Raw genomic sequence first — 26,054 nt, forward strand, 5'->3', positions numbered from 1 at the left:
TGTGAGCTCATGCGCATTGTCCAGGCGACGCTGACCCCGCTGAAGTTGGAGCTGCTCCAGCCCTTGAAGACAGCCCGAGGCTCCTACTCCGCGCGCGAGGGTTTCCTCGTGCGGTTGGAGGACGAGGACGGGCGGGTGGGGCTCGGAGAGGCGATGCCGCTGCCGGAGTTCGGCACGGAGCCGCTGGCGGTGTGCGGTGAGGTGTTGGGCGCGTGGCTGTCGTCGCTGAAGGGCCAGATGTTGGGCGACACGGTGCGCGCTGTCGAGGACACGCTGTCGCCCTTTCCTCCGACGGTGGCACGTGGCGAGGGCGTCCGCGTCCGGGCCCGTCATCCCGCGCCGCCGTGTCCCGTGCCCGCGGCGGAGCATGCGCTGGAGCTGGCCCTGTTGGACCTGCTCGCGAAGCGCCAGGGCGTTCCGCTGTGCTGGCTGCTGGCCGAGGAGTCGCGTCCCGAGGTGCTGGTGAACGCGCTGCTGGGTGAGGAGTCCCCGGAGGCGCTCGCGGAGGAAGCCAGGCGCGCGGTGGCCGAGGGCTACGGGACGCTGAAGTTGAAGGTGGCGACGCGCTCGCTGGAGGCGGACGAGCAGCGCGTGAAGGCGGTGCGCGAGGCCGTGGGGCCGGACGTGAAGCTGCGGCTGGACGCGAATGGTGGCTGGTCCGAGCCCGAGGCGAAGCGAGCGCTCGACAAGCTGGGCTGGTACGGCCTGGAGCTGGTGGAGCAGCCGACGCCGCCGGAGGACCTGTCGGCCCTGTGGCGCGTGCAGCGAAGGGCGCCGTGCATGGTGGCGGCGGACGAGTCGCTCGGCTCTCCGGAGACGCTGCGCGCGCTGCTGTCGGTGGACCCGCTGTTGGGCGGCGGACCTGCGGTGGGCGCGGTGGTGCTCAAGCCGATGGTGTTGGGCGGACTGCTCCCCGGGCTCGTGGTGGCGATGCGGGCCGCGCGGCTGGGGATGCAGGCGTATGTGACGAGCTCGCTGGATGGCGTGGTGGCCCGAGCGGGCGCCGCGCACCTGGCCGCCGCGCTGCCCTCGGGCGTGCTGGCCTCGGGGCTCGCGGTGGGGCGGCTCTTCGCGAAGGAGCCCGACTGGAATGAGTACCAGCCCGTCCACGGACGTATCCGTCTTCCGGAGTCGCCTGGGCTGGGCCTGGATGCCGGGGCGTTGGTGTGACGAAGTACGGGTGTCCCGTTCGCGAAGGAGCCTCGCGTCATCCGGACGTGGAGGCGCTCACCTTCGCGGGGCGCTCGTGGCGTTACGGTGCACTGGATGCGGAGGTGCGTCGGTGGGTGGCCGCGCTGGAGGCTCGCGGGATTGGCGCGGGCCATCGCGTCTGTGTGCTGGCGACGAATCACGCGGCCTGCGTGTTCCTCTTCTGGGCGTTGGGTCGTCTCGGAGCCTTGCTGGCGCCGCTCAATGCGCGACTCACCCGCGCGGAGCTGGAGCCCCTGGCCCAGGACGTCGATCCGAGTCTGACGCTTGTCCTGGGAACCCTGCGTGAGCGGCTGGTCGGCGCTGAGGCGCTGGAGACCTTCGCGGGAGCGCCTTCGTCCGACACGTGCGTGGCGCTGGAGGAGGGCGCGCCGCGTGTCGTCCTCTTCACCAGCGGGACGACGGGAAGGCCCAAGGGGGCGGTGCTGACGGAGGGGAACTTCCGGGCGTCCTCACGTGGCTCCGCGGAGAACCTGGGAGAACACCGTGCGCCGCGTTGGCTTGGGACGTTGCCGCTGTTCCACGTCGGTGGGCTCGCGATGCTCACGCGCACCGCATACGAGGGCGGTTGCCTCGTTCTGCACGAGCGCTTCGATGCGGAAGCCACCTGTCGCGCCATCGACGAGGAGGCCGTGTCGCACGCGAGCCTCGTCGCCACCACGCTGGAGCGGGTGCTGGACGTTCGAGCCGGGCGTCGCGTGCCGGAGTCCTTCAAGCTGGCGTTGATTGGTGGAGGGCCTGTGCCCGTGCCCTTGTTGGAGCGGGCGCGCGTCGTGGGACTGCTCGCGCTCCAGACGTATGGGCTGACCGAGGCATGCTCACAGGTGACGACGGAGCGACCTTCTGACGCGGATGGGCGGACCGCCGGGCCACCGCTCCCTGGGCTGGAGGTTCGCGTCGTCGGAGAGAACGGCGACATGCGAGGCCCCGGGCAGGAGGGCGACATCGAGGTGCGTGGCCCCACGGTGATGGCGGGCTATTGGCGAAGACCCGAGGCCACGAGCGAAGTCTTGCGCGACGGCTGGCTGCGCACGAAGGACCTTGGTGTGTTGGACGCACGGGGCCGGCTCACGGTGCTGTCGCGCCGCACGGACCTCATCGTCCGGGGCGGGGAGAACATCTACCCGGCCGAGGTGGAGGCGGTGCTCGCCAATCATCCCTCGGTGCAGGAGGCCGCCGTCGTCGGCGTGCCTGACTCCCGATGGGGCGAAGTCCCCGTGGCCTTCCTCGCGTTGCGCGCGGGCCAGCCGCATCCAGAGGCGGAGGCGCTGGAGGCCTGGTGCCGCCAGTCGCTCGCGGGCTTCAAGCTGCCGGTGCGGTTCCTCTGGGTGGAGGCCCTGCCACGCAATGCGATGGGGAAGCTGGAGCGCCCCGCGTTGCGCAAGGCCGCCGAGGAGTGAGCTCGAGCAGTCGAGCACGCGAGCCCCACCAGTTCACGTGGAGCACGGCCAGTCCGCCGACGTGCCCGCGCAGCCCTTGCGCCGCGCCTGGCCCCTTGCGCGAAGTCCTTGCGCGCCACTGGGCGTCGCCGTGGGAACCCGGTAGTCTGAGGTGGGAGTGGATTGATGTGTCAATCAATCGTGAAACGAACCGCTTTCGTCAGAGCCCTTCCCTCGGATGGGAGCTTTCGTGCGGCCCCTTGAAGGGACCTTTCACGCGCTCACCCTCGACGAGGGGGCCAAGGCTCCTGGTGGGGACGGGACGCCGGAAGCCGGGGGACCTCCGGCGAGCGTCTGCCCCGACTCAGGACTCCGAGACGGGGTGGCCCCAGGGATTGGTGCGCGGGTACTCACGCAGCATCGCGCTCAACCGGTACGCCGCCGCCACGGTGGCGCTGACGCGCACCCGCCGGGTGAGGGAGGCTCCACGGGCCGCCGCCGCGCCCAGTCGCGCCGCCTGCTGGGCGAGCTGGCGCTCCACCTCGGGGGACCAGCGGGAGAATTCGAGCCATTCCATCTGACTGCTCCTTCGCGAACTTCGCGTGAGGGGGAAGCTCCACCAAAGCATCCGTCGATCCCCGAAAGCACGACGCCGCGCGTTGCCACGACATCTGTGCTGCTTTCCAGACAGGGTCTCCGTCGCTACTCGACACTGCGATTTCATGCAGACGCAAAACTTGTAGCTCACGAGGAACGCGCACCCACCTCGGCCCACGAGGGGAATCCGCCGGGTAGGGAGCACCTCCCCGCTTGCAACAGAAAACATCCAGGCGTGATTGGAAATTCTGTTCGAGGGGTGAAACTCAAACAGGCAAGGAATCCACCCCCAGGCGTTCTTTGAATCAAGAGGCACGGGGCGAGGCGGAGCGGTGGTACTGGCTTGATTATTCCAAGGCCTGGCCTGGGGGATGAATCAAAGGCAGTTCAACAAGCACGGCACCCGGAGGGCGGACGTGGCTCCAGAAACTGTTGATGTCATCATCGTGGGATGTGGACCGGTCGGAGCGATGGCAGCCAATCTGCTGGGGCTCCAAGGCGTGAGGACCCTGGTGGTGGAGAAGGAGCTGTCCGCGCATGGGCAGTCCCGCGCCATCAGCGTGGACGACGAGGCCCAGCGCATCTTCCAGTCCGCGGGACTGGAGGGCGAGCTGGGGCCGGGCTTCCATCCGTGCCACACGCTGCGCTACCTCGACGACCGCCTGCGCTCGCTCGCGGAGGTGGACTTCGCGGGGTTGGATCAACCGTACGGCCACTACGTGGGGGCCTTCTTCCAGCAGCCGCGCATGGAGGCGGGGCTGCGGCGGGGGATGGCGCGCTTCGAACACGTGGAGCTGTGGCAGGGCCGCGAGGTCGAGTCCTTCGTGCAGGATGGCGAGGGGCTCAACGTGCGCGTGCGCGAGTGCGGCACCGACAAGTCCGTGACGGTGCGCGCGCGCTACCTGCTGGCCTGCGACGGCGCCCACAGCTCCATCCGCCGCAAGCTGGACCTCAAGCTGGAGGGCACCACCGCGCTGGAGCACTCGCTGGCGATCACGGTGAGCACCACGTCGCCGGAGCCCGACTACACCAGCTACCTGTGCGGACCGAACCGTCGGGGCTTCATCGCGCGCACCGCGCGGGACGAGATGCGCTTCGACCTGATTGTCGACCCGGGCGCGGACCTGGAGGCCGTGCGGCAGCCGGACCACGTGCGCTCGCTCATCGCGCACTACATCGACCCGGCGACGGTGACCATCCGCTCCGTCAACGTCCACTCGTACCACAGCCGGCTCGTGGACCGCTGGAGGGTGGGGCGCGCGTTCCTGCTCGGTGACGCCGCGCACCTGATGCCGCCCTTCCTGGGCCAGGGCCTGTGCGCGGGCTTCCGCGACGCGGCGAACCTGACCTGGAAGCTGGCGCGAGTCCTCGACGGCTCGGCGGACGACTCGCTCCTGGACACGTACGAGCAGGAGCGCCGGGGCCACGTCGCGGAGGTCATCAAGAGCTCGGACGCCATGGGCCGGGCGATGATGACCGGCGGCCAGGTGCTGGCGCGCGCGCGCAACGTGCTCATCCAACTGCTCTACCGCCTGCCCGTCACCGGGGAGTTCATCCGCCAGTTCAAGGTGAAGCCCGCATTCGCGCTGGAGAAGGGCTTCATCCTCGGCACGCAGCGGGCGAAGGCCGCGCCGGAGGGCACCTACTTCCCGCAGCCCCATGTCGAGGCCTCCGAAAACCAGCGGGTGCTGATGGACCACGTGATCGGCGACGGCTTCGTGGTGCTGACGCGGCCCGGGGCCTCGCAGGACACGCAGCGGGAGGCGCGCGCGCTGGCGGCCGAGCTGGGCGCGCGGGCCTGGTCGGTGCTCTCCGCGGAGCGCATCGGCGAGCCGCCCGCGGACGCGTTCGTGGACACGGAGGGCCGGCTGAGCGCGTGGTTCAAGCACCACGACAAGGACGTGGTGGTGCTGCGTCCGGACCGCTACGTGTACGGCACGTCGAACGGCCCCAGCCTGGACGGGCTCCGCCGCTCGCTGCGCGGACTCATCCGTCCCAGGCCTTCGGGCGGCTCCACCGAGGTCCGCCGCGCCGGGTGATGCGAGGGCAGGGGACTGCGTGAAATGACGACGGGGCGCCCAGGCCGAGATGGCCCGAGGCGCCCCGAAGTGTTCTTCGCCAGCAGGTGAGGTCAGGCCGCCGCGGCGGGCTTGAGCATGCCCTGGGCGCGCTCGACACAGTCGCCCATGAAGCGCAGGTAGATGTCGAGCGCCTGGGCGCCCGTCTTGCCGATGACCTCGGCCTTCTCGGGGACCTGGGTCAGCAGCTTGCCGAGCATCACCTCGTTGAGGGCGGTGTGGCCCACGTCGATTTCGGCGTGCTCCTTCACGAAGGACATCGCCTCCATGATGTCTTCGCCACATACGCGCTTGGCCTGAGCCATCAGTCCGGGCGCGAAGACGACCGACAGGTTCTCGATTTCATATTCAATCGCGACCTGGGCGGCGGGCATGGGCCCGACGATGGTGTCCTCGTGGATCTTCCGGTAGTCCACCATGGACTGCGTGGGCGCCTGGTTCAGCAGGGCGTTCGCGTCCAGCTGGGGGGCGCGCCTGGCGTTCCACCGGGCGACGAGGCTCTTGGTGTCCTCGATCATCATCAGGTGGTGGCCTTCCTCGTGCTTCGCGTGGGTGATGAGCTTCTCGCCCACGTCCTTGAGGCCCATCTTCACGGTGGCCTCGCCAGCGCGGCGAATCCAGCCGTCCACCGGCTCCGTCATGTACACGCCCAGCGAGTTGAGCTGGATGAGGAAGCCTTCCACGAGCGCCGGGTCCACGTTCGGATCCAACAGCGTCTGGAGCGCGGGAGAGGACTTGAGGCGCTCGCGGACTTCGACCACGTGGGGAACGTACTTCTGCTCCACGAGTTGCTTGTTGCTCATGTCTGAACCTCTAGGGCGTGTTAGCGAGGGTTGTGGGCGCCACGGCGCCCGATGGTCAGCTCACTGATGTGCTCGAGGAAGTCGGGAATCAGCTTGGAGGAGATGATCCACATGAATGGATCAGGTCCGCCGTGGATGCCGGCCTCCTGCACGTAATCCCCCCCCTCGTCCTCACACAGGAAGTGGAACGAGGTGCGGCGTCGCGCGGCATACCAACGACGCGCGGCATCCACCAAGGCGACATAGGTGGACGGTCCTTCTTCGGTCAGCGAGAACAGGCGGGCCATGTCCAGCAGGCAGTACAGATTCGTGCCCCGCTGACCCAGCTCCAGCACCGTCGCGGCCACGGGCACTCCACCCCGCCGGGCGACGAGAATCTCGCGCTCACGCTCGAGACCGAATTCCTTCCAGCGCGCCTGCACCGGGCGCATGTCCATGCGCTCCCGCGTGAAGTCCAGCGCTTCCACGTAGCAGGCCGGGCGCGTGCGAGCGATGGTGTCCGCCAGCAGCGTCAGCTCCTGGGGCGTGGCGAGCCCCACCTGGATGCCCTCGTGGCTGCGGCCGGTCTGCTCGTGCGTGAGCACGTCCAGCATGTGCACCTTGCGCGTGAAGGCCAGGCCCTGGCCCGTCTCCATCTGTCGCTCGGCGTAGCGCACGTGCGCCTTGGCGATCCACGGGTTGAGGGCCTCCACATAGGCCACCACCCAGCGGAAGTCCGGGTCGCTCTGCGGGTGCTCGAACGTGCGCACGTACAAGTCGCGCATGATCTGCCCCGGCTCCGTCACGCTCGGAGGCGGCTTGCCGGGGCGCTTGGCGACCTGGTGCCCCATCCACGCGTGGCGGTAGGGCTTCATGAAGGACAGCGTCGCCTCGGGCCCGCGCTCCGACGGCCACACCGCCTGGCAGAAGAGCTGCGGGACTTCCGCGCCGCGCTTCGCCATGGTCCGGAAGGACAGCCGCAGCTCCTCGAACTCCTCGGTGGACTTGCCCGCCAGGCTGAAGAAGCCGGAGCGGGTGAACAAGTCCCACAGCCCGTCCTCCATGTCCTCGCTGGTGCGAGTCGCGGGGGATGTCGTCTGCGAGACGAAGCGCACCCAGCGCGCTTCATCCACGGAGTAGGGCTGCACGCTCAGGCCGCACAACACGTGGCCGTCCGCGCGTGGGCTGGTGACGTAACGGATTTCGCCACGCAAAGTCAGAGTCTGGCCCGCGCCGGTCTCCAGCTCGATGTGGGGCGGCAGCAGGCCGGGGAACATCAAGTCCTCGGGCTTGCAGCGGACGCACAGGCCGGAGAAGGACAGGTCCACCGCGTCGCGCTGCAGCTCGCCCAGCTCCCGCCAGAGCGGGTGGTGGAAGCGCACGCGCGCGCCGGTGGGGGCGGGGACTCGGCGGTGCCAGCGGTGACGGATGCGGAAGATGCGCGTCGGCAGCGGCGTGAAGAGGCGGTCTCCATCCGTGCCGCCCGCCTCCAACTGCATCCGGTAGGCGCTGTTGTAGCCGATGACGTCCACGTCGTAGGGCGCCTCGCCCCAATCCGTGACCGTCTCATCCGTGCGCCACTCGAGCTGGGCCGTCGCCGAGTTGAAGCGCTCCAGCACCATTTGAACCGAGTGGCCCATGCGGCGCAGCACGCCCTTGTTCCCCGCCGCGCAGATGGCGCTGAGGATGGAGCGGATGCGCTCGGGCTGCTCGATGGTGTCCTGCATCGGGAGCGCCGAGGCCGCGGGCTCCGCCACGCCGTTGCGCAGGGCCTCCGCCAGCATGGCGAGAATCTGCCGGCCCTGCTCCACGGTGACTCCGACGAGCTGCAGGCCCACGGGCGCGCTGGCCGTCTCGGCGTCGGTGCGGATGAACGCACCCACCAGCGGACCAATCGTGACGCCGCGTCCCTTGAGGAAGACGGGCAGGGTGGGCGACTCGACCTGGTTCACCGGGCCTCGCGGCATCACCCAGACGACGGTGGGGCTCAACCGCGTCACCTCGCCAATGGTCCCTTCCAGCGAACCCAGCGAACAGGTGATGGCGTTGGGGCCGCGACCGTGCAGCGAATAGCCCGAGTCATCCAGCGCGGCTTCCGCTGGCGGCAGCGGAATCACATTGATGAAAGCGTCTCTGCTATCGAACTCGACCGTCCGCCGGTCGGAGAGCGGGTTTCCCCCTTCCATGTCCAGGAGCCCCCTTCTCCGGTAGTGAGGAACGCCTGATGCGGATGGCGAAGTTGCAAGCACAACAGTTCCTCCCTGCTCCAGCGGTGCTGCGGTGGGCGGCATTTCGCTATGGGTCCGTATCATACGGAGTCAGCAGGAACAGTCAAATCGAATTTGTGCAGCCTTGCTGTTTTCGGCAAGGCGGGAATCTAGGTCACTGGGTCAACCGTGACAGGTCATTTCTCCAAATTTCACCAACTGTATGCCCAGCACCCGACAACGCCACCGCCAAGATGTCGCGCAACTGTAATGTCACCAGTCAACCACGCTCTGAGTGCTTTCTCGTAGTGAAATGGAGCAAGTCGGATTGCTCCAGTAAACTCCCTCCCACACGCCAACCAGATGAGGTGAGCGATGAGCGCGGCGCGGGATTGGGTGGGAAGCACTTCGGGTGAAGCGACGAACGAGGGCGGACGCCCCGTGCGCGTGGCCTCCCTGGAGTCGGTGGAGGGGCCGGATTTCCACCAGGTGGATGTGGCGGCGCTCATGCGTGAATCCAAGGAATTGCTGGAAGTCACGCGAAGAATCCACGGCATCGCGGTGAAACTGGAACTTCCGGAGGAAGCGGTGCTGGCGCGGACGGGGGTGCGCCGCACACGGCAGGTGTTGTTGCTGTTGATGGCGCACGCGGCGGACCACGCCGGGGAAGCCGGGGTTCATGTCCGCCTGGATTCGCCGGACGACTTCGGTGACGAGGGGCCGCGCTTCCAGGTGGTGACGCCGGACGCGCACCTGTCCGAGCGGGAGCTGAGGGCCGTTTTGCTGTCGCCCATGCTGGTGGGGCCGGCGCACCGGCGGCTGGCTCGCGCGCGGGAGCTGGTGGAGTCCGTGGGCGGGACATTGGATGTGGCGCGCGGCGTGGAGCAGGGGCTCACCGTGACGGTGGAGCTGCCCGCGCCGGGCCTGGCCTGCTGGTAGTCGGGCCGGCGAGGACATCGAGCGCTCGTGGGCGCGCGAGAGGAGGGCGTCCTCTCGTGCCGCGCCGCTGGGTCCGATAAGTCCTGCACCCTGGAGGGGTGGCCAAACTCCTTGACGGGAGGGGGGCGGGTTCTCGACTATCCCGCGCCAATTCTTACACGGCCACACCTTCCAGGAGCACGTCCATGGCGCCCCCATCGTCCGGCGAGAAGATCACCCTCCAGAACGGCAAGCTGTCCGTCCCGGACCACCCGATCATCCCCTACATCGAGGGCGACGGCACCGGCCGCGACATCTGGCGCGCCTCCCAGGCCGTCTTCGATGCGGCGGTGGAGAAGGCCTACAAGGGCAAGAAGAAGATCGCCTGGTACGAAGTGCTCGCCGGCGAGAAGTCCTTCAAGGCGGTCAACAACTGGCTTCCCGAAGAGACGGTTGAAGCCTTCCGCACCTATCTGGTCGGCATCAAGGGCCCGCTGACGACGCCGGTGGGCGGCGGCATCCGCTCGCTCAACGTGGCGCTGCGCCAGATGCTGGACCTCTATGTCTGCCTGCGTCCCGTACGCTACTTCAAGGGCGTGCCCAGCCCGGTGAAGACGCCGGACAAGGTGGACATGACCATCTTCCGTGAGAACACGGAGGACATCTACACGGGCATCGAGTTCGAGGCCGGCACCCCGGCGGCGGACAAGTTCCTGGCCCTGCTGAAGGAGTCGTTCCCGAAGGAGTTCGGGAAGATCCGCTTCCCCTCCAACGTCGGCATCGGCCTGAAGCCGGTGTCCCAGGAGGGAAGTGACAGGCTCATCCGCGCGGCCATCCAGTACGCGGTGGACCACAAGCGCAAGAGCGTGACGCTGGTCCACAAGGGCAACATCATGAAGTTCACCGAAGGCGCCTTCCGCAAGTGGGGCTACGAGCTGGCCGCGCGGGAGTTCGGTGACAAGGTCTACACCTGGGACCAGTGGGAAGTGACGAAGGCCGCCAAGGGCGAGGACGCGGCCAACGCGGAGCAGAAGGCCGCCGTCGCCGCCGGGAAGATCATCATCAAGGACTCCATCGCGGACATCACCCTGCAGCAGGTGCTCACGCGTCCGGACGAGTTCGACGTCATCGCCACGCTGAACCTCAACGGTGACTACCTGTCGGACGCGCTCGCGGCGCAGGTGGGCGGCATCGGCATCGCCCCGGGTGGCAACATCAACTACGTCACCGGCCACGCCGTCTTCGAGGCGACGCACGGCACGGCGCCCAAGTACGCGGACCAGGACAAGGTGAATCCCGGCTCGGTCATCCTCTCCGGTGAGATGATGTTCCGGCACCTGGGCTGGCACGAGGCCGCGGACCTGATGATCCAGGGCATGGACCGCGCCATCGCCGCCAAGACGGTGACCTACGACTTCGCCCGTCTGATGAAGCAGGAAGGGCAGTCTGGCGTGAACGAGGTGAAGTGCTCCGAGTTCGGTCAGGCCATCATCAAGCACATGTAGTCCCCTCACGGGGAAATGGGAGACGGCGAATCCATGGCTCAGAATCGCAAGAAGAAGATTGGCCTCATCGGCGGCGGGCAGATCGGCGGCAACCTCGCGCTGCTGGCGGTGCAGAAGTCGCTCGGTGACGTGTTCCTGTACGACATCCCCGTGGCCGAAGGTCTGGTCAAGGGCAAGGCGCTGGACATCAACCAGCTCTCGGCGGTGGACGGCTACGACTGTCGCGTCACCGGCACCACGAACTGGGCGGATGTCGCGGGCGCGGACGTGATCATCATCACGGCTGGCGTGCCTCGCAAGCCGGGCATGAGCCGCGAGGACCTGCTCGAGATCAACCTCAAGATCATGACGGACGTGGCTGCCAACATCAAGCAGCACGCCCCGGGCGCGTTCGTCATCAACGTGGCGAACCCGCTGGACGCGATGGTGTTCGCGCTCCACAAGATCGCCGGCCTGCCGGACAACATGGTGGTGGGCATGGCGGGCGTGCTGGATACCAGCCGCTTCAAGTGCTTCGTGGCCGAGGCGCTCAACTGCTCCATCCGTGACGTGGATGCGCTGGTGCTCGGCGGCCACGGCGACGACATGGTGCCCCTGGTGCGTCACAGCACCGTGGGCGGCGTGCCCCTCACGGAGCTCATCGCGAAGGACAAGCTGGACGCCATCGTCAAGCGCACCCGCGAGGGCGGCGCGGAGCTGGTCGGCCTGTACAAGACGGGCAGCGCCTACTTCGGGCCCGCGGCCTCCTCCATCGCCATGGCGGAGAGCTTCATCTTCGACCGCAAGCGCATCCTGCCGGGCGCGGCGCTGCTGAAGGGCCAGTACGGCATCAGCGACTACTTCTTCGGCACCCCCGTGCAGATCGGCGCGGGCGGCATCGAGAAGATCATCACCGTCGACCTCAACGAGGCCGAGAAGACCGAGCTGGCGAAGTCCTTCCAGTCGGTCAAGAAGACGGTCGACTCCGTCAAGCTGTAGTCCGTTCCAGTCGTGGAGCCCGCCGGAAGCAGTCGGCGGGCTTCGCGCCTGATGCCGCGGATGACGCGGGCTTATCGTTTTCGACGCCGCCGTTGCGGCGCGGTTCCGCCAAGTTAACTAGCCTGTAGAACTCGCACGGGGATGTCCGGAGCGTGGCGCGCCAACGTGGCGAGCCGGCTGACGGCTGGCGCGTCCGGGACCCCGGCAGTCAAGGAGACGATGATGGCAGCAGCAGCGCGGTTCACGGTGGTGGGCGGCGGACTCGCCGGGCTGATGACGACGATCAAGCTCGCGGAGGCGGGCCACCAGGTGGATGTGCTCTCGCTCGTCCCGGTGAAGCGCTCGCACTCGGTTTGCGCCCAGGGCGGCATCAACGGCGCGGTGAACACCAAGGGCGAGGGCGACAGCCCGGAGATCCACGTCAAGGACACGCTGCGCGGCGGCGACTTCCTGGCCGAGCAGATCTCCGTGAAGGGCATGTGCTACGCGGCCCCCGGGATCATCTACCTGTTGGATCGCATGGGCGTGACGTTCAACCGCACGCCGGAAGGGCTGCTGGACTTCCGTCGCTTCGGCGGCACGCTGCACCACCGCACCGCCTTCGCCGGCGCGACGACGGGCCAGCAGCTGCTCTACGCGCTGGACGAGCAGGTCCGCCGCTATGAGGCCGAGGGCAAGGTCACCAAGTACGAGTACTGGGAGTGGCTCGGCACGGTGAAGGACGAGGGTGGCCGCTGCATCGGCAGCGTGGCCGTGGACCTTCGCACCATGGAGATCCGCACCTTCCCGGCGGAGGCCGTGTGCCTCGCCACGGGTGGCCCCGGAATCGTCTTCGGTCGTTCGACCAACTCCATCATCAACACCGGCACCGCAGCGGGTCGCGCCTACATGGAGGGCGCCATCTACGCGAACGGTGAGTTCATCCAGGTGCACCCGACGTCGATTCCGGGCGAGGACAAGCTGCGCCTGATGAGCGAGTCGGTGCGCGGCGAGGGTGGCCGCGTCTGGGTGCCCCGGAAGAAGGGCGACACGCGCGGGCCCCGGGACATCCCGGAGAGCGAGCGTTGGTACTTCCTCGAGGAGAAGTACCCCAAGTACAAGAACCTGGTGCCCCGCGATGTGGCCACGCGGGAGATCTTCATCGTCTGCCGCGACCTGGGCATGGGCATCGGGGGCAGGGACGGCGTGTACCTGGATGTGACGCACATCCCGGCCAAGACGCTGGACGCCAAGATCAAGGGCGTCATGGAGATCTACGAGAAGTTCGTCGGTGACGACCCGCGCGTCACGCCGATGGTCATCTTCCCGGGCATGCACTACTCGATGGGCGGCCTGTACGTGCAGTTCGAGGCCGACCCGAAGACGCTGACGCCGCTGGAGGGCAGCCCGAAGAACCAGTCCACCAACATCCCGGGCCTCTACGCCGCGGGCGAGGCGGACTACGCGTTCCACGGCGGCAACCGCCTGGGCGCCAACTCGCTGCTCTCCTGCATCTACTCGGGGATGATCGGCGGCCCGGCGATGGCGTCCTTCGCCAAGAGCAACACGACGAGCGCGGCGGCCATGCCGGAGAAGTACTTCCAGGACGCGAAGCGCTACTGGGAGGACCGGTTCGGGACCATCAAGAAGATGTCGGGCCCGGAGAACCCCTACGGCCTGAGCCAGGAGCTGGGCGACGTGATGACGGAGAACTGCACCGTCGTCCGCTACAACGACCGCCTGAAGAAGACCGTGGAGAAGATCCGCGAGCTGAAGAGCCGTTGGAAGAACGTCAACGTCCTGGACACGGGCAACTCGTCCAACCGGTCGCTGTCGTACACCAACCAGCTCTGGAACATGCTGGAGCTGGGCGAGGTCATCGCCACCAGCGCGCTCTTGCGCGACGAGAGCCGCGGCGCGCACTACAAGCCGGACTTCTCGCTGCCCGAGCCGAAGACGAAGGACCCCAACGAGGACCCGTCGTGGATGGCTCAGTGGCAGGCGCGCCACGACAAGTGGGCGAAGACGACCATCGCGAAGTACGCGGAAGAGGGGCCGAACATCTCCTACGAGGACGTCCCGACGCCGGTGTTGAAGCCCGAGCCGCGCTGGTACGCGTGAGTCACCGGGGAACTTTCTGGGTGGGCCCGTGCGCGAGCGCGGGTCCCCGCAACTGACTTGAAGGGTCGAGCCACATGGACACCGCACAGGCAGGCGCCGTCAGCACCCAATCCATCTCCTTCCGCATCTGGCGGCAGGACGCTCCGGACCAGCCGGGCCGCTACGAGGAGTTCAAGGTCCCCTATCGCAAGGGCGCCAACGTCATCTCGTGCCTGATGGAGATCCAGCGCAACCCCGTCACCGTGGAAGGCAAGCGCGTGCCCCCGGTGGTCTGGGACGCCGCGTGCCTCGAGGAGGTCTGCGGCAGCTGCGCCATCAACATCAACGGACGGGTGCGCATGGCGTGCTCGGCGCTCATCGACAAGCTGGAGCAGCCGATCACCCTGGAGCCCATGAGCAAGTTCCCCGTGGTCCGGGACCTGGCCGTGGACCGCAGCCGGATGTTCGAGGCGCTCAAGAAGGTGAAGGGCTGGATTCCCACGGACGGCACCCACAACCTGGGGCCGGGCCCGCGCCAGTCTCCGGCGGACCAGTCCACGATGTACGTGCTCTCCACGTGCATCACGTGCGGCAGCTGTCTGGAGGCGTGCCCGCAGGTCACCATGGGCAACGACTTCGTGGGCGCCGCGGCCATCAGCCAGGCCCGCCTGTTCAACATGAACCCCACGGGCAAGCTGAACTCCGAGGAGCGCGTGCGCGCGCTCATGGGGCCCGGCGGCGTGCAGGACTGCGGCAAGGCGCAGAACTGCGTGAAGGTCTGCCCGAAGGAGATTCCGCTCACCACCTCCATCGCGATGATGAACCGTCAGGTGACCAAGCTGGTCATCAAGGACCTCTTCTCGCAGGAAGAGGAGAAGAAGAGCCACAGCGGTCCGGGGTGACACGTCCGTCACTCGCGTGACGTGCGAGCGGCCTCGTGCGCGTGTCCTCCGGGACACCGCATGGGGCCGTCGCCGTTCGAGCGTTCGCCCCGTCGCTCGGGCGAGGTGAAGGCGGCCTCATCCACGCGGACATTCCTGGTTATCAGCTGTCCACACGCTGCCGCACCGCGGTGTGTGCAGGGTCAAACGGCCTTGCCATCCGTCGGTTTCTGCGCAATGAGGGCGACGCGCTGACGCCTGTAAGGGGTCGTCCCCCTCGTCTCCACATGGAGCCTCGATGAAGATCCACGAGTACCAGGGCAAGGAAATCTTCCGGAAGTACGGTGTGCCCACGCCGAAGGGAATTCTCGCCCTCTCGCCGAATGAAGCGGAGGCCGCGGCGAAGGAGCTGGGCACGTCCGTCGTCGTGGTGAAGGCCCAGATCCACGCGGGTGGCCGCGGCAAGGGCGGCGGCGTGAAGCTGGCCAAGAGCCCCGCCGAGGCGAAGGAACTCGCCAAGCAGATGCTTGGCATGATGCTGAAGACCATCCAGACCGGGCCGGAAGGCACGAAGGTCCACAAGGTCTACATCGAGGAAGGTCTGGCCATTGGCCAGGAGCTGTACCTGGGTGTGACGCTGGACCGCGTCACCAGCCGCGTCACCTTCATGGCGTCCCGCGAGGGCGGCGTGGAGATTGAAGAAGTGGCGGAGAAGCACCCCGAGAAGATCCTCCGCGAGACGGTGGACCCGGCGGTGGGCTTCCTGGACTTCCAGGGCCGCAACCTGGCCTTCGGGCTGGGCCTGACGGGCCCCACGGTGAACAAGTTCGCCCAGTTCTGCACCGCGCTCTACAAGATGTTCATCGAGACGGATGCGTCGCTGGTGGAGATCAACCCGCTGGTCATCCTGAAGGATGGCGGCGTGGTGGCGCTGGACGCGAAGGTGACGTTCGATGAGAACGCGCTCTACCGTCACAAGGACCTGCTGAACTACCGGGACCTGGCGGAAGAGGACGCGCGCGAGACGCAGGCCAAGGAGTGGGACCTGGCGTACATCGCGCTCGAGGGCAACATCGGCTGCATGGTGAACGGCGCGGGCCTGGCCATGGCCACCATGGACACCATCAAGCTGGTGGGCGGCTCTCCGGCCAACTTCCTGGACGTGGGCGGCGGCGCGAGCAAGGAGAAGGTGACGGCGGCCTTCAAGCTCATCCTGGCCGACCCCGCGGTGAAGGCGGTGCTGGTCAACATCTTCGGCGGCATCATGAAGTGCGATGTCATCGCGGACGGCATCATCGCCGCGGCCAAGGAAGTGCAGCTCAAGGTGCCCCTCATCGTTCGCCTGGAAGGCACCAACGTGGAGCAGGGCAAGGAACTGCTGCGCAACTCTGGCCTCGCCATCACCCCGGCGGACAACCTGCGTCAGGCGGCCGAGAAGGCCGTCGCCGCGCTGAAGTAGTCCGCGCGCTTCATCGCCCACACTTTTTTGAAGGAGCGCCATGAGCATCCTCGTCAACGAAAACACGAAGGTCCTCTGCCAGGGCATCACCGGCTCGGCGGGCTCGTTCCACTCGAAGCAGATGTTGGACTACGGCACGAAGCTCGTTGGCGGTGTCACGCCGGGCAAGGGCGGCACCGACTTCGAGGGCAAGGTTCCCGTGTTCAACACGGTCGCCGACGCCGTGAAGCAGACGGGCGCGAACACGTCCGTCATCTTCGTCCCGCCCCCGTTCGCCGCGGACTCCATCATGGAGGCCGCTGACGCGGGCGTGTCCCTCATCATCACGATCACGGAGGGCATCCCGGTCCTCGACATGGTGCGCGCCAAGCGCTACCTGCAGGGCAAGCCGGGTGTGCGCCTCATCGGTCCGAACTGCCCGGGCGTCATCACCCCCGGCGCCAAGTGCAAGATCGGCATCATGCCGGGCCACATCCACAAGGCGGGCCGCATCGGCGTGGTGTCGCGCTCCGGCACGCTGACGTACGAGGCCGTGCACCAGCTCACGCAGCTGGGGCTGGGCCAGTCGACGGCCGTCGGCATCGGCGGAGACCCGGTCAACGGCACGGACTTCGTGGACGTGCTGAAGCTGTTCAACGCGGATCCGGACACGGACGCGGTGATCATGATTGGTGAGATCGGCGGCAGCGCCGAGGAGCTGGGCGCGGAGTACGTCGCTCGCGAGTTCACCAAGCCCATCGCCGGCTTCATCGCCGGTCAGTCGGCGCCCCCGGGCAAGCGCATGGGCCACGCCGGCGCCATCATCTCCGGCGGCAAGGGCACGGCGACGGAGAAGATCAAGGCGATGGAGGCCGCGGGAATCCTGATGGCCGCCAGCCCCGCCGAGCTGGGCACCACCCTCCAGGCGGCCGTGAAGCGCGGCCCCCAGAAGCGCTAACACCCCTCAAGGGAACAAGGAGCCAGTCAAAATGGCCATCGAGCGTACGCTTTCCATCATCAAGCCGGACGGTCTGCAGAAGGGCGTCATCGGGAAGATCATCAGCCGCTTCGAGGAGAAGGGTCTGAAGCCGGTCGCCATCCGGCTCCAGCAGCTCTCCCAGAAGGAGGCGGAGGGCTTCTACGCGGTCCACAAGGCCCGGCCCTTCTTCAAGGACCTGGTGCAGTTCATGATCTCCGGCCCCGTCGTCCTGATGGTGCTGGAGGGCGAGAACGCCGTCCTGGGCAACCGCGACATCATGGGCGCCACCAACCCCGCGCAGGCGGCCGAGGGCACCATCCGCAAGGACTTCGCCACCAGCATCGACCAGAACACGGTGCACGGCTCCGACAGCCTGGAGAACGCGAAGAACGAGATCGCGTACTTCTTCCGCGAGACGGAAGTCCAGCCGTACGACTACACCGCCAAGAAGTAGGGCGGCGGGGCCCCCAGCGGGCTCCTGACCGGCGGCCCGGTGTCGGCACCCGCGAGGGGGGCTGGCCCGGGCCGTTGGCTTTCCAGCGGGGCAGGGAAGGGCCCTACTGGCTGGGGCAGGACTCAGGGGCCGGGCGCTCCTTTGACTTGTCGTGCCCAGGTGTGGGAAGGGACGCCCCGGGCCCTACCGTTCACTAGCGCGACGACGATGACCGACACCTCCGCCACCCCCTCTCTTCCCGTCACGGAGCCCCTGCCGGCGCCCGCGCCAGCGAAGCTCGTGGACGTGGCCAGCCTGTCGATGGAGGCGCTCACCCGCTTCGTCACCGAGCAGCTGGGCGAGCGAGCCTTCCGCGCCCCGCAGGTCTACCGCTGGCTCCACCAGCGCGGCGCCACCTCGTTCGACGAGATGACGGACCTGTCCAAGGTCCTGCGCGAGAAGCTCAGGGTCGCCGCGGAGATCATCCCGCTGGTGAAGGACCTGGAGCAGCGCAGCATCGACGGCACCATCAAGTACCGGTGGAAGACGCGGGACGGGCGCTACATCGAGTCCGTCTACATGCCCTCCGAGGACCGCAGGACGCTGTGCGTGTCCACCCAGGTGGGCTGCGCCATGGCCTGTAGCTTCTGCATGACGGGCACCATGGGCCTCAAGCGCAACCTGACGGCCAGCGAGATCGTCGCCCAGGTCCACGCGGTGAACCGCGAGGTTCGCAAGAACGAGGGCCACGAGACGCTGCGCCCGCTCTCCAACCTCGTGTTCATGGGGATGGGCGAGCCGCTGCACAACTTCGAGAACCTCAAGACGGCGCTCGCCATCCTCCAGTCCGGGGACGGGCCGAACTTCAGCCACCGCCACATCACCGTGTCCACCGTCGGCCTCGTTCCCATGATCGAGCGCTTCGGGCAGGAGACGGACGTGAAGCTGGCCATCTCCCTCAACGCCAGCACCGACGAGCAGCGCAGCAAGACGATGCCCGTCAACCGCAAGTGGAACATCGCCGCGCTGCTGGACGCGTGTCGCAAGTTCCCGCTGCGCCAGGGGCGCCGCATCACCTTCGAGTACGTCCTCATCCAGGGCTTCAACGACACCGACGAGGACGCCCATCGCCTCATCCAGCTTCTCAAGGGAATTCCGGCGAAGGTGAACCTGATTCCCTACAACGAGAACCCCGGTCTGGGTTTCCAGACCACCGCGGAAGAGCGGGCCGAAGAGTTCCGGGCCATCCTGTCGGATGGTCACGTGGCCGCGTACATCCGCAAGAACCGGGGCCGGGACATCGCGGGTGCCTGCGGGCAACTCGCGAATCGTGGTGAGGCCAGTCCGGCCGAAAGCACGACATAAAGTCCCGAGCTTCCTTGACAATCCAGCGGGTGCGGCGTTAAGAGCGCCACCCCGTTTCCATCGTTGTTACCTGTTCGTTGGAGCACTCCATGGCCGTCGTCCTCCGTCTTGCCCGAGCGGGCGCCAAGAAGAAGCCGTACTACCACGTGGTCGCCACCGACTCCCGCAACCCCCGGGACGGCAAGTTCATCGAGGCCGTTGGTGCGTACGACCCGAACCTCACCCCCCCGAAGGTGGAGTTCAACGAGGAGCGGCTGAGCTACTGGCTGAAGACGGGCGCGACGCCTTCGGAGACTGTCGCCGACCTCATCAAGGTCGCCGCGAAGGCTCCCAAGTCCACCCCCGCGGCTTGATCCGCGACCGCCTGTACTGAGCGGACGTGGAGCAACTCCTCACGTATCTGGCGCGGGCCCTGGTCGATCAACCGGACCAGGTGGGCCTGCGCATCTCCGAGGTGGACGGCGCGCGGCTCTTCGAGCTGAAGGTCGCCCCCGAGGACGTCGGCAAGGTCATCGGCCGTGATGGGCGCACCGTGAATGCCCTCCGGACGCTGCTCAATGCCGCCGCGCAGAAGTCAGGCCAGAAGGTCCGTCTGGAGATCCTCGACGACCGGCGCAATGCGGCCAGCGGTCCACCCGCCGCCGCACCGGACACGTCGCGGTGACTCCGACCCCCTTGCTCGAGCTGGGCTTCATCTCTCGCGCGCACGGACTGCGCGGCGAGATAGCCGTGCGGCCGTTTGATCCCAACTCGGAGACGCTCGCCACCGTCGAGCGGGTCCGGATCCGCACCCGCGCGGGCGTGGAGCGCGACCTCAAGATCGAGGATCTGCGGCCCACGCCGAAAGAGGACATCGTCGCCTTCGAGGGCGTGGAGACGCGCACGGAGGCGGAGTCGTTGGTGGGCTCCACGGTGTTCGTCTTCCGCGAGGACCTGGAGCCGCCCGAGGACGGCCAGTTCTTCCAGGGCGACCTGCTGGGCCTGTCCGCCGTGGACGAGGCTGGTGTGTCCCTGGGCACGGTGGAGGAGATCTGGGCCACCGGCGAGGTGCCCAACCTGGTCATCCGCGCCCCGGGCCGCCAGGAACTGGTGGTGCCCTTCGCCGACGAGTTCGTCCCCACCGTGGACATCGCCGGCCAGCGCATCGTGATCCGCCCCCCTGAGTACGTGGTGGTCGGTCGCCCCGACGCCGACAAGGACGCCCCGGACGGGTCCGAGTCGTGAGCCCGCCGTATCCGGTGGAGCTGCTCACGCTGTTCCCCGGCATGGTGTCCGGCTACCTGGGCGCGAGCATCCTCGGCAAGGCCCAGGAGAAGGGCCTGCTCTCCACCACCATCACCGACATCCGCGAGTACGCGGAGGGCAAGCACCGCGTCACCGACGACGCGCCCTACGGGGGCGGTGCGGGCATGGTGATGAAGCCCGAGCCGCTGATCGCCGGCATCGAAGCGGCGCGCTCGCGGCTGCCCGGCGCGAAGGTGCTGCTGATGAGCCCTCGCGGGACGACCTTCACGCAGGCGACGGCGCGCGAGCTGGTGGCGCACACCGCGGGGCTGATCCTCGTCTGCGGCCGCTACGAGGGCGTGGACGAGCGGGTGATGAGCCACCTGGACGGCGAGCTGTCCCTGGGGGACTTCGTCCTCACCGGCGGGGAGATCGCCGCGCTGGCGGTGGTGGATGCCGTGGCGCGCCTGGTCCCCGGGGTGCTGGGCAACGTGGCGTCCTCGGTGTCGGAGAGCTTCGAGGAGGGGACGCTGGAGCATCCCCAGTACACGCGCCCGCCTGTCTTCAGGGACGTCGAGGTGCCCGCCGCCCTCCAGTCGGGGGACCATGCCCGCATCGCCCGCTGGCGCCGGTGGAAGTCGCTGGTGCTCACACGAGAGCGCCGTCCTGACTTGTACTCCCGCCTGGAGTTGTCCAAGGCGGATCAGAAACTGCTGGCTCGCCGCGAGGAAGACCTGTAACCCTGGGGGTTCTCAGTGGATTGGGCTTCAGCGGGCTTGTCCGACACCGTTCTCTCTGGTAGTACGGCCCGCTCTTTCACGCGTTCATCATCGCGTTAGCTTCCGCTTTACTGGAGTCTGTCATGCGTAACAGCGCCATTCAGCACGTCGAGGCCAAGTACCTGCGCCAGGACGTCACCCCGTTCCGTTCAGGTGACTCCGTGCGCGTCTTCTGGAAGGTGAAGGAGGGCGAGAAGGAGCGCGTGCAGGCGTTCGAGGGCACCGTCATCCGGAAGACCTCGGGCAGCCACCGGGCCACCTTCACCGTCCGCAAGACGTCCTTCGGCGTCGGCGTGGAGCGCATCTTCCCGCTGCACAGCCCCCGCTACGAGAAGATCGAGGTCCTCTCGCGTGGCCGCGTGAATCGCAGCCGGCTCTTCTACCTCCGCGACCTCAAGGGCAAGGCGGCCCGCGTGGACGTGCAGGACGACCCCAACAAGGCTCCCAAGGCCCCCAAGGCCTCCTGAGCGCTTGAGTCCTCGTCGGCCCCCCCCCGGGGCCGTCGTAAAGAAGGAGCGTCCGATCCCGGGCGCTCCTTTTTTCATTCGCGGTAACATGCGCCGGCCATGCAATTCGTCGAGGTCGCCGTCCAGAATGTCCGGGGTTTCACTCCCGCGGGCCGCTTCGCGCTGAAGTCCGGGTACCTTGTCCTCAAGCCGCCCTCGGCAGAGGCGAGCCCGTTCGCGGGGCTCCTGCTCGCGCTGTTCTATGCGGACGGTCGCGGTGGAGACGCCTCCTTCGTGGCTCCCGGTGCGAAGTCCGGCAAGGCCGCGCTCACGTTCCAGGGAGTCGACGGCGCCACGTACCGGGTGCTGCGGGAGCTGGGTGGCTCGGGGACGCTGCACCGTCTGAACAAGACGACGCAGCAGCCGGAGCTGGTGTCGTCGGACGCGTCGGAGATGAACCAGTTCCTCCGAGGTCAGGTGGGGCTGCCTCCGAGGACGACCTTCGAGCAGCTCTACTGCCTCCAACTGGGGCAGCTGCCGTCACGACGTCCGCGCAAGGCCGCGGCGAAGGCCGGCGTGGATCCGAAGACGTCCGGCAAGTTCCCTTCGCTCGCGTCCGCGTCCGCCGTGGCGCCTTCCGAGGACATCGCCGCGTCCGAGGCGAAGGTGCGCGCGCTGGAAGCGGAGCTCGTCTCCGCGCGCGAGGTGGATGCGCTCCAGTTCAAGGTGGATGGGTTGTCCTCGCAGATCTTCGAGGCGGACCAGCGCCTGAAGGGCACCGAGGGCCTGAAGGCCGCCATCAACGACGCGGAGAACGCGTGGCGGGCCGCGCCGACGCCGCAGACGCTGGGGCTTCCCCAGGACATCCTCAACCGCGTGCAGCGCTTCCCCAAGGCGGTGTCGAAGCGGGACGATGCGCTGGCTCGACTCGGGGCGGACCGGGACGCGGACGCCGCGGAGATTCCGGCCTCGGTGGAGCCGCTGACCCAGGACCGTGGTTTCTGGGCGGGCATCGCCGTGGGCGTGTTGTTCCTGGGCCTGGGCGTAGGCCTGGGCTTTGGAATCGACGGCATGTTCCGCTACCTGGCGCTGCTGGACATCCCGGCCTTCGGCTTCTCCGCGCTGCTCGCGCTGCGCTACGTGGACGAAATCCAGAAGACCTCGCAGCGTGGCAGCAAGGAAGGCCGCTTCGACTCGCGCGAGAAGAAGATCCACGAGGAGTTCGAGGCCGACGCCGCGCCGGTGCGCATGGCCCAGAAGGCGCTCGGCGTGGAGAGCCTGGATGAGATTCCCGCCGCGCTGGAGCGCAAGGAGCTGCTGGCCGCTCGCGTGGTGGAGCTGAAGGATCAGCTCGCGGGCGTGGAGGCCGACCCGGAGTTCCTGGCCGCGTCCACGCAGCGACAGACGCTGAAGGATCAGCTCGAGGCGCTCAACGCGGAGCTCACGCAGAAGGGCTCCTACGTGCGCGACATGCGAGAGGTGGAGCGAGAGCTGGGCCGCGTGAAGGAGTCCATCGCGCTGGCGAAGGCGCCACCGCCGCCCGCCGCCGCCGGGCCGGATGGGGCCCCCGCGCCCGCGGAGCCGCTGGAGGACCCGTCTCCGGCGCTGCTGGCCCAGGCCGCGGACATCTTCACCACCGACATCCTGAGCGTGCAGGCGATGCTCAAGGAGCGCTGCGTCCAGTACCTCACCGCGCTCACGGACCGCCGCTACCAGGGCGTCGAGTGGGACAAGGAGGGCCGGGCCTTCGCGCTCGCGAGCGGCAAGCGCGTGCCGGTGGGCGAGATTCCGCCCAAGGACCTGGACATGTATTACCTGGCCCTGCGGATGACGGTGGTGGAGAAGGGGAGCGCTCGCGTGAAGCGGCCCTTCGTCCTCGAGGATGTCTTCGCCGGCGTCGAGGAAGTGAAGTTGCCGCTCATCGCTCGCATGCTGAAGCACCTGGGCACGCTGACGCAGGTGCTCCACGTCACCCCGCACTCAGGCTTCGCCCAGATGTCGGACGGCACGGTTAACGTGTAGTCCGATGTAGAAGGTGTCCTCCATGGAGGAGGACCGTGGGGGTATGGGGATGGGGCGTGGGGTGCGGCGGGAGTTCGGGGACGAGGCGGAGTCGGTGGCGGTGCGGTACCTGGAGGCGCGGGGCTGGGTGGTGAGGGCTCGCAACTGGCCCTGTCGCTACGGCGAGCTGGACGTGGTGGCGGAGCGCGAGGACACCGTGTGCTTCGTCGAGGTGCGGATGCGCTCCTCGGCCGTGTGGGGAGACCCCGCGCACACCGTGTCCTTCGCCAAGCAACGTCGGGTGGTGAAGGCGGCGCTGCACTATCTCTTCGCTCATGACCTGCGTGGGCGGATGATGCGCTTCGACGTGATTTCGGTGGTGGGGCGCGGAGAGCGCGCCACCGTGGAGCACATTCCCGGCGCCTTCGATGCGGGCATGTAAGGGGAAGGCATGGCTGGAACGCTGTACCTGGTGGCCACGCCCATCGGGAACCTGGGTGACATCACGACTCGCGCGCTGGAGACGCTCCGTGCGGTGCGCTTCATCGCCTGCGAGGACACGCGGCACTCCCGCGTGCTGCTGGACCACTTCGGCATTGGCGGCAAGGACCTGGTGAGCCTGCCGGCCTTCGCGGAGGGACAGCGGGCCGGGCGAATCCTCGACCGGATTTCGGAAGGGGATGACTGCGCGCTCGTCACGGACGCGGGCAGCCCCGCCATCAGCGACCCTGGCGAGCGGCTGGTGGCCGAGGCCCTGGAGCGAGGGCTGACGGTGGTGCCCATTCCAGGTGCCACGGCCCTCGTCGCGGCCCTGAGCGCGTCGGGGCTCCCCACGGGGCGCTTCCACTTCCTGGGCTTCCTGCCCCGCAAGGGCGCCGAGCGGCGTGCCATGCTGGAGGAGGTGGCCGCGCTGTCCGCGACGCTGGTGCTCTACGAGTCTCCTCGCCGTCTGGGAGAGACGCTCCCGGACCTGCAAGAGGCCTGGGGAGATCGCCGAGCGTGCGTGGCCCGTGAGCTGACGAAGCTGCACGAGGAGTTCGTGCGGGGCCCGCTGTCGGAGCTGTCCGCGCGCTACGCGACGGAAGAGGCTCGGGGCGAGGTGGTGGTTCTGGTGGAGGGCCGCACCGGAGAGCGCCGCTGGTCCGAGGAGGAGCTGAAGCGCGGACTCGAGGAGGGGCTGGCTCGCGGCGAGAAGCTCAAGCCGCTGAGTACCGAGCTGGCGCGTCGTGCGGGCTGGTCGGGACAGGACGTCTACCGACTCGGGCTGTCGCTGAAGCGGTGAATCGCCGCGGGTTCCAGGAAGGGTCCTTCCTGGAGCCCAGGTCGCCGCCGTCGCGGCACCGGGAGGGCAGGCGGTGCATGCCGCGCCTCCCGGGTGTGGCCTGTCGCTAGAAGTTGAACGAAGCGCTCAGGTCGAAGCGGAACGTCGTGCTGCCCACGGCACGGAAGCGACGGGAGACCAGGTCGTAGCGCCAGTCGAACGTCGGGTTGAGCTCGGGTGAGCCCGGCGCGGTGTCGACCTGCCCGTTGCCGTCGAGGTCCTGGCCCAGCTCCTCGTTCGTCAGCGTGTGGTCCGTGTTGTAGAGGAACGTGCCCGACGCGCGAATCTTGAAGGCGTCCGACGCGCTCGCGGTGGCGCCGAGCATGCCGCCGACCTGGAAGTAGTCCTCGGAGGTGAGCAGCTTGCGCAGCGCCGCGCTCAGCTCGTTGTTGTACCGGCCGGAGCCCACGTAGTTGCCGATGGCCCGCAGGTCCAGGGTGAACTTCTGGTGCTTCTGGGGCCGGTCGAACGGCACCAGCTCCACACCGGCGGTCATCCCCAGCATCTCGGGCGCCTTGATGCCCGTCTCCTTGCGGTTCCACGGCCCCGTGCCGCAGTTGCCGGGCGCGCCGAGGTTCGGCGGGTTGGCGTTGCGCTGGTCGCAGTTCGAATAGAAGAGCGGGCCTCGGACGGGGATGGTGTAGCTGGCCTTGAAGTACGGCTCGGCCACGCCCATGCGGCGCGAGAACGCCGTGTAGATCTGGTACTTGTGGACCCGGTCGCCGATGTTGCCGCGATCGTCCGAGTTCGTGGTGTCCACGCTCGGATCCCGCACCTTCGCGGTGGGGGCCTCGTAGTCGATGCCGACAATCCAGGTGGGCTTGGTGTCGTCATTCGCCTGGTTGAAGAAGGCGTAGGCCAGGCCGAAGTGGAGGTTGCCCAGACCGCCCCGGAAGCTCTCCTGTGGCACGCCGAAGAGGGGCGCGCCGAGGTTCGCGGGGTCCGAGAGACATCCCGGGATGGTCGAGCCATCCGCGTTGACGCAGTTGTTGGTGATGGTGGACGTCTCCCGGGACGACTGGGAGGTGAAGTCCCACCGCTCGTTCTGCTGGAACACCAGCGGGAGCAGGAAGGACAGCTCCAGGTCCTTGTAGAGACCGATGGCCAGCCTCAGGTTGAGGCGGGCATCCACGCCCTTGTACCAGAGCTCCGCGGCATCACCGCGGGTGGCGGGCGAGCCATCCTCATTGGGAGGCGTGCCCGCTGGCGCGAGCTGCTCGCGGACAATCTTGGCGCGAGTCTGCGTACGTTCGAACCCGACGTCGATGAACAGGTCGAACGGATCGTCCTCCTCGAAGGAGGAAGCGATCCGGGTGATGTCCGCCGCGCTGGCGGCGAACGGCGCGCCCAGTGTAAGCGCGGCGAGTACGGCGCGAAGCCTGTGCATCCGACCTCCGACGGCGAAACGACCGGGCCTTCCGGCAAGCCCGGGGGCTTCCAGCTAGCCGCGCCGTC

At 67.9% G+C, this 26,054-nt stretch carries 24 protein-coding genes; 20 read left to right on the forward strand and 4 right to left on the reverse strand.

The features are described from left to right. Positions 1-9: 9 nt before the first annotated feature. A complete protein-coding gene (locus G4D83_RS23170) occupies positions 10-1,170 on the forward strand; it encodes a mandelate racemase/muconate lactonizing enzyme family protein (RefSeq protein ID WP_163866984.1) in 1,161 nt (386 codons plus the stop codon). Continuing rightward, positions 1,167-2,609, forward strand: a complete 1,443-nt coding sequence (menE, locus tag G4D83_RS23175; RefSeq protein WP_163866985.1) for an o-succinylbenzoate--CoA ligase — start codon at positions 1,167-1,169, stop codon at positions 2,607-2,609. The genes G4D83_RS23170 and menE overlap by 4 nt, the downstream gene beginning before the upstream one ends. A gap of 343 nt (positions 2,610-2,952) precedes the next feature. Here the strand turns inward: menE and G4D83_RS23180 are convergent, their stop codons facing one another. Beyond that, entirely contained in the window at positions 2,953-3,165 is a 213-nt protein-coding gene (locus G4D83_RS23180; RefSeq protein WP_141645890.1) for a hypothetical protein, read from the reverse strand. Between the two features lie 391 nt (positions 3,166-3,556). Between G4D83_RS23180 and G4D83_RS23185 the strand changes: the two genes are divergently transcribed. Beyond that, positions 3,557-5,224, forward strand: a complete 1,668-nt coding sequence (locus tag G4D83_RS23185) for a bifunctional 3-(3-hydroxy-phenyl)propionate/3-hydroxycinnamic acid hydroxylase (protein ID WP_217911588.1) — start codon at positions 3,557-3,559, stop codon at positions 5,222-5,224. Positions 5,225-5,316: 92 nt separating this feature from the next. Here G4D83_RS23185 and G4D83_RS23190 read toward each other — a convergent pair whose 3' ends face one another. Next, positions 5,317-6,066, reverse strand: coding sequence for a hypothetical protein (locus tag G4D83_RS23190; RefSeq protein WP_163866987.1), 750 nt, complete (start codon positions 6,064-6,066; stop codon positions 5,317-5,319). Positions 6,067-6,086: 20 nt separating this feature from the next. Further along, positions 6,087-8,231 (reverse strand): PilZ domain-containing protein, encoded by a 2,145-nt coding sequence (locus tag G4D83_RS23195; RefSeq protein WP_176436133.1) that lies wholly within the window; start codon positions 8,229-8,231, stop codon positions 6,087-6,089. Positions 8,232-8,627: 396 nt separating this feature from the next. Between G4D83_RS23195 and G4D83_RS23200 the strand changes: the two genes are divergently transcribed. From G4D83_RS23200 to rsmI, 17 genes are all read left to right on the forward strand, one after another. Beyond that, the gene (locus G4D83_RS23200; RefSeq protein WP_163866989.1) at positions 8,628-9,191 is read left to right on the forward strand and encodes a HAMP domain-containing histidine kinase; all 564 of its coding nucleotides are present in this window, start codon (positions 8,628-8,630) and stop codon (positions 9,189-9,191) included. Positions 9,192-9,376: 185 nt separating this feature from the next. After that, a complete protein-coding gene (gene icd, locus G4D83_RS23205; RefSeq protein ID WP_163866990.1) occupies positions 9,377-10,675 on the forward strand; it encodes an NADP-dependent isocitrate dehydrogenase in 1,299 nt (432 codons plus the stop codon). Positions 10,676-10,708: 33 nt separating this feature from the next. Beyond that, complete coding sequence (gene mdh, locus G4D83_RS23210; RefSeq protein WP_163866991.1) at positions 10,709-11,653, forward strand: malate dehydrogenase; 945 nt, start codon at positions 10,709-10,711, stop codon at positions 11,651-11,653. 222 nt (positions 11,654-11,875) lie between these two features. Beyond that, entirely contained in the window at positions 11,876-13,753 is a 1,878-nt protein-coding gene (gene sdhA, locus G4D83_RS23215) for a succinate dehydrogenase flavoprotein subunit (RefSeq protein WP_163867083.1), read from the forward strand. A 74-nt stretch (positions 13,754-13,827) separates the two neighbouring features. Beyond that, positions 13,828-14,634, forward strand: a complete 807-nt coding sequence (sdhB, locus tag G4D83_RS23220; RefSeq protein WP_163866992.1) for a succinate dehydrogenase iron-sulfur subunit — start codon at positions 13,828-13,830, stop codon at positions 14,632-14,634. 277 nt (positions 14,635-14,911) lie between these two features. Beyond that, on the forward strand, positions 14,912-16,072 hold the full coding sequence (sucC, locus tag G4D83_RS23225; RefSeq protein WP_163866993.1) for an ADP-forming succinate--CoA ligase subunit beta: 1,161 nt from the start codon (positions 14,912-14,914) through the stop codon (positions 16,070-16,072). A gap of 40 nt (positions 16,073-16,112) precedes the next feature. After that, positions 16,113-17,009: a succinate--CoA ligase subunit alpha gene (gene sucD, locus G4D83_RS23230; RefSeq protein WP_163866994.1), complete on the forward strand. Its 897-nt coding sequence runs from the start codon at positions 16,113-16,115 to the stop codon at positions 17,007-17,009. 31 nt (positions 17,010-17,040) lie between these two features. Then, complete coding sequence (ndk, locus tag G4D83_RS23235; protein WP_163866995.1) at positions 17,041-17,484, forward strand: nucleoside-diphosphate kinase; 444 nt, start codon at positions 17,041-17,043, stop codon at positions 17,482-17,484. A gap of 207 nt (positions 17,485-17,691) precedes the next feature. Next, complete coding sequence (gene rlmN, locus G4D83_RS23240) at positions 17,692-18,828, forward strand: dual-specificity RNA methyltransferase RlmN (RefSeq protein ID WP_163866996.1); 1,137 nt, start codon at positions 17,692-17,694, stop codon at positions 18,826-18,828. Between the two features lie 89 nt (positions 18,829-18,917). After that, positions 18,918-19,181: a 30S ribosomal protein S16 gene (gene rpsP, locus G4D83_RS23245; protein ID WP_163866997.1), complete on the forward strand. Its 264-nt coding sequence runs from the start codon at positions 18,918-18,920 to the stop codon at positions 19,179-19,181. A gap of 26 nt (positions 19,182-19,207) precedes the next feature. Further along, a complete protein-coding gene (locus G4D83_RS23250) occupies positions 19,208-19,492 on the forward strand; it encodes a KH domain-containing protein (protein ID WP_163866998.1) in 285 nt (94 codons plus the stop codon). After that, a complete protein-coding gene (rimM, locus tag G4D83_RS23255) occupies positions 19,489-20,052 on the forward strand; it encodes a ribosome maturation factor RimM (RefSeq protein WP_163866999.1) in 564 nt (187 codons plus the stop codon). Before G4D83_RS23250 ends, rimM begins: the two co-directional genes overlap by 4 nt. Next, positions 20,049-20,792, forward strand: coding sequence for a tRNA (guanosine(37)-N1)-methyltransferase TrmD (gene trmD, locus G4D83_RS23260; RefSeq protein ID WP_163867000.1), 744 nt, complete (start codon positions 20,049-20,051; stop codon positions 20,790-20,792). Before rimM ends, trmD begins: the two co-directional genes overlap by 4 nt. 122 nt (positions 20,793-20,914) lie before the next feature. Continuing rightward, positions 20,915-21,298, forward strand: coding sequence for a 50S ribosomal protein L19 (rplS, locus tag G4D83_RS23265; RefSeq protein WP_163867001.1), 384 nt, complete (start codon positions 20,915-20,917; stop codon positions 21,296-21,298). A gap of 99 nt (positions 21,299-21,397) precedes the next feature. Continuing rightward, the gene (locus G4D83_RS23270; protein ID WP_163867002.1) at positions 21,398-23,299 is read left to right on the forward strand and encodes an AAA family ATPase; all 1,902 of its coding nucleotides are present in this window, start codon (positions 21,398-21,400) and stop codon (positions 23,297-23,299) included. Between the two features lie 43 nt (positions 23,300-23,342). After that, positions 23,343-23,720, forward strand: a complete 378-nt coding sequence (locus tag G4D83_RS23275; protein WP_163867003.1) for a YraN family protein — start codon at positions 23,343-23,345, stop codon at positions 23,718-23,720. 9 nt (positions 23,721-23,729) lie between these two features. Continuing rightward, entirely contained in the window at positions 23,730-24,560 is an 831-nt protein-coding gene (gene rsmI, locus G4D83_RS23280) for a 16S rRNA (cytidine(1402)-2'-O)-methyltransferase (protein WP_163867004.1), read from the forward strand. A 106-nt stretch (positions 24,561-24,666) separates the two neighbouring features. On the opposite strand, the gene G4D83_RS23285 is transcribed toward rsmI, so the two are convergent. Continuing rightward, positions 24,667-25,986, reverse strand: coding sequence for a hypothetical protein (locus G4D83_RS23285; protein ID WP_163867005.1), 1,320 nt, complete (start codon positions 25,984-25,986; stop codon positions 24,667-24,669). Positions 25,987-26,054 lie beyond the last annotated feature (68 nt).

Origin of the sequence: Myxococcus eversor (assembly GCF_010894455.1) — a bacterium.
Taxonomy (GTDB): Bacteria; Myxococcota; Myxococcia; order Myxococcales; family Myxococcaceae; genus Myxococcus; species Myxococcus eversor.

Coding starts and splice junctions, on each gene's coding strand:
- G4D83_RS23170 (WP_163866984.1), top strand. CDS start 10: ATGCGCATTGTCCAGGCGACGCTGACCCCGCTGAAGTTGGAGCTGCTC.
- G4D83_RS23180 (WP_141645890.1), bottom strand. CDS start 3,165: ATGGAATGGCTCGAATTCTCCCGCTGGTCCCCCGAGGTGGAGCGCCAG.
- G4D83_RS23185 (WP_217911588.1), top strand. CDS start 3,557: ATGAATCAAAGGCAGTTCAACAAGCACGGCACCCGGAGGGCGGACGTG.
- G4D83_RS23190 (WP_163866987.1), bottom strand. CDS start 6,066: ATGAGCAACAAGCAACTCGTGGAGCAGAAGTACGTTCCCCACGTGGTC.
- G4D83_RS23195 (WP_176436133.1), bottom strand. CDS start 8,231: ATGGAAGGGGGAAACCCGCTCTCCGACCGGCGGACGGTCGAGTTCGAT.
- G4D83_RS23200 (WP_163866989.1), top strand. CDS start 8,628: ATGAGCGCGGCGCGGGATTGGGTGGGAAGCACTTCGGGTGAAGCGACG.
- icd (WP_163866990.1), top strand. CDS start 9,377: ATGGCGCCCCCATCGTCCGGCGAGAAGATCACCCTCCAGAACGGCAAG.
- mdh (WP_163866991.1), top strand. CDS start 10,709: ATGGCTCAGAATCGCAAGAAGAAGATTGGCCTCATCGGCGGCGGGCAG.
- sdhA (WP_163867083.1), top strand. CDS start 11,876: ATGGCAGCAGCAGCGCGGTTCACGGTGGTGGGCGGCGGACTCGCCGGG.
- sdhB (WP_163866992.1), top strand. CDS start 13,828: ATGGACACCGCACAGGCAGGCGCCGTCAGCACCCAATCCATCTCCTTC.
- sucC (WP_163866993.1), top strand. CDS start 14,912: ATGAAGATCCACGAGTACCAGGGCAAGGAAATCTTCCGGAAGTACGGT.
- sucD (WP_163866994.1), top strand. CDS start 16,113: ATGAGCATCCTCGTCAACGAAAACACGAAGGTCCTCTGCCAGGGCATC.
- ndk (WP_163866995.1), top strand. CDS start 17,041: ATGGCCATCGAGCGTACGCTTTCCATCATCAAGCCGGACGGTCTGCAG.
- rlmN (WP_163866996.1), top strand. CDS start 17,692: ATGACCGACACCTCCGCCACCCCCTCTCTTCCCGTCACGGAGCCCCTG.
- rpsP (WP_163866997.1), top strand. CDS start 18,918: ATGGCCGTCGTCCTCCGTCTTGCCCGAGCGGGCGCCAAGAAGAAGCCG.
- rplS (WP_163867001.1), top strand. CDS start 20,915: ATGCGTAACAGCGCCATTCAGCACGTCGAGGCCAAGTACCTGCGCCAG.
- G4D83_RS23270 (WP_163867002.1), top strand. CDS start 21,398: ATGCAATTCGTCGAGGTCGCCGTCCAGAATGTCCGGGGTTTCACTCCC.
- G4D83_RS23275 (WP_163867003.1), top strand. CDS start 23,343: ATGGGGATGGGGCGTGGGGTGCGGCGGGAGTTCGGGGACGAGGCGGAG.
- rsmI (WP_163867004.1), top strand. CDS start 23,730: ATGGCTGGAACGCTGTACCTGGTGGCCACGCCCATCGGGAACCTGGGT.
- G4D83_RS23285 (WP_163867005.1), bottom strand. CDS start 25,986: ATGCACAGGCTTCGCGCCGTACTCGCCGCGCTTACACTGGGCGCGCCG.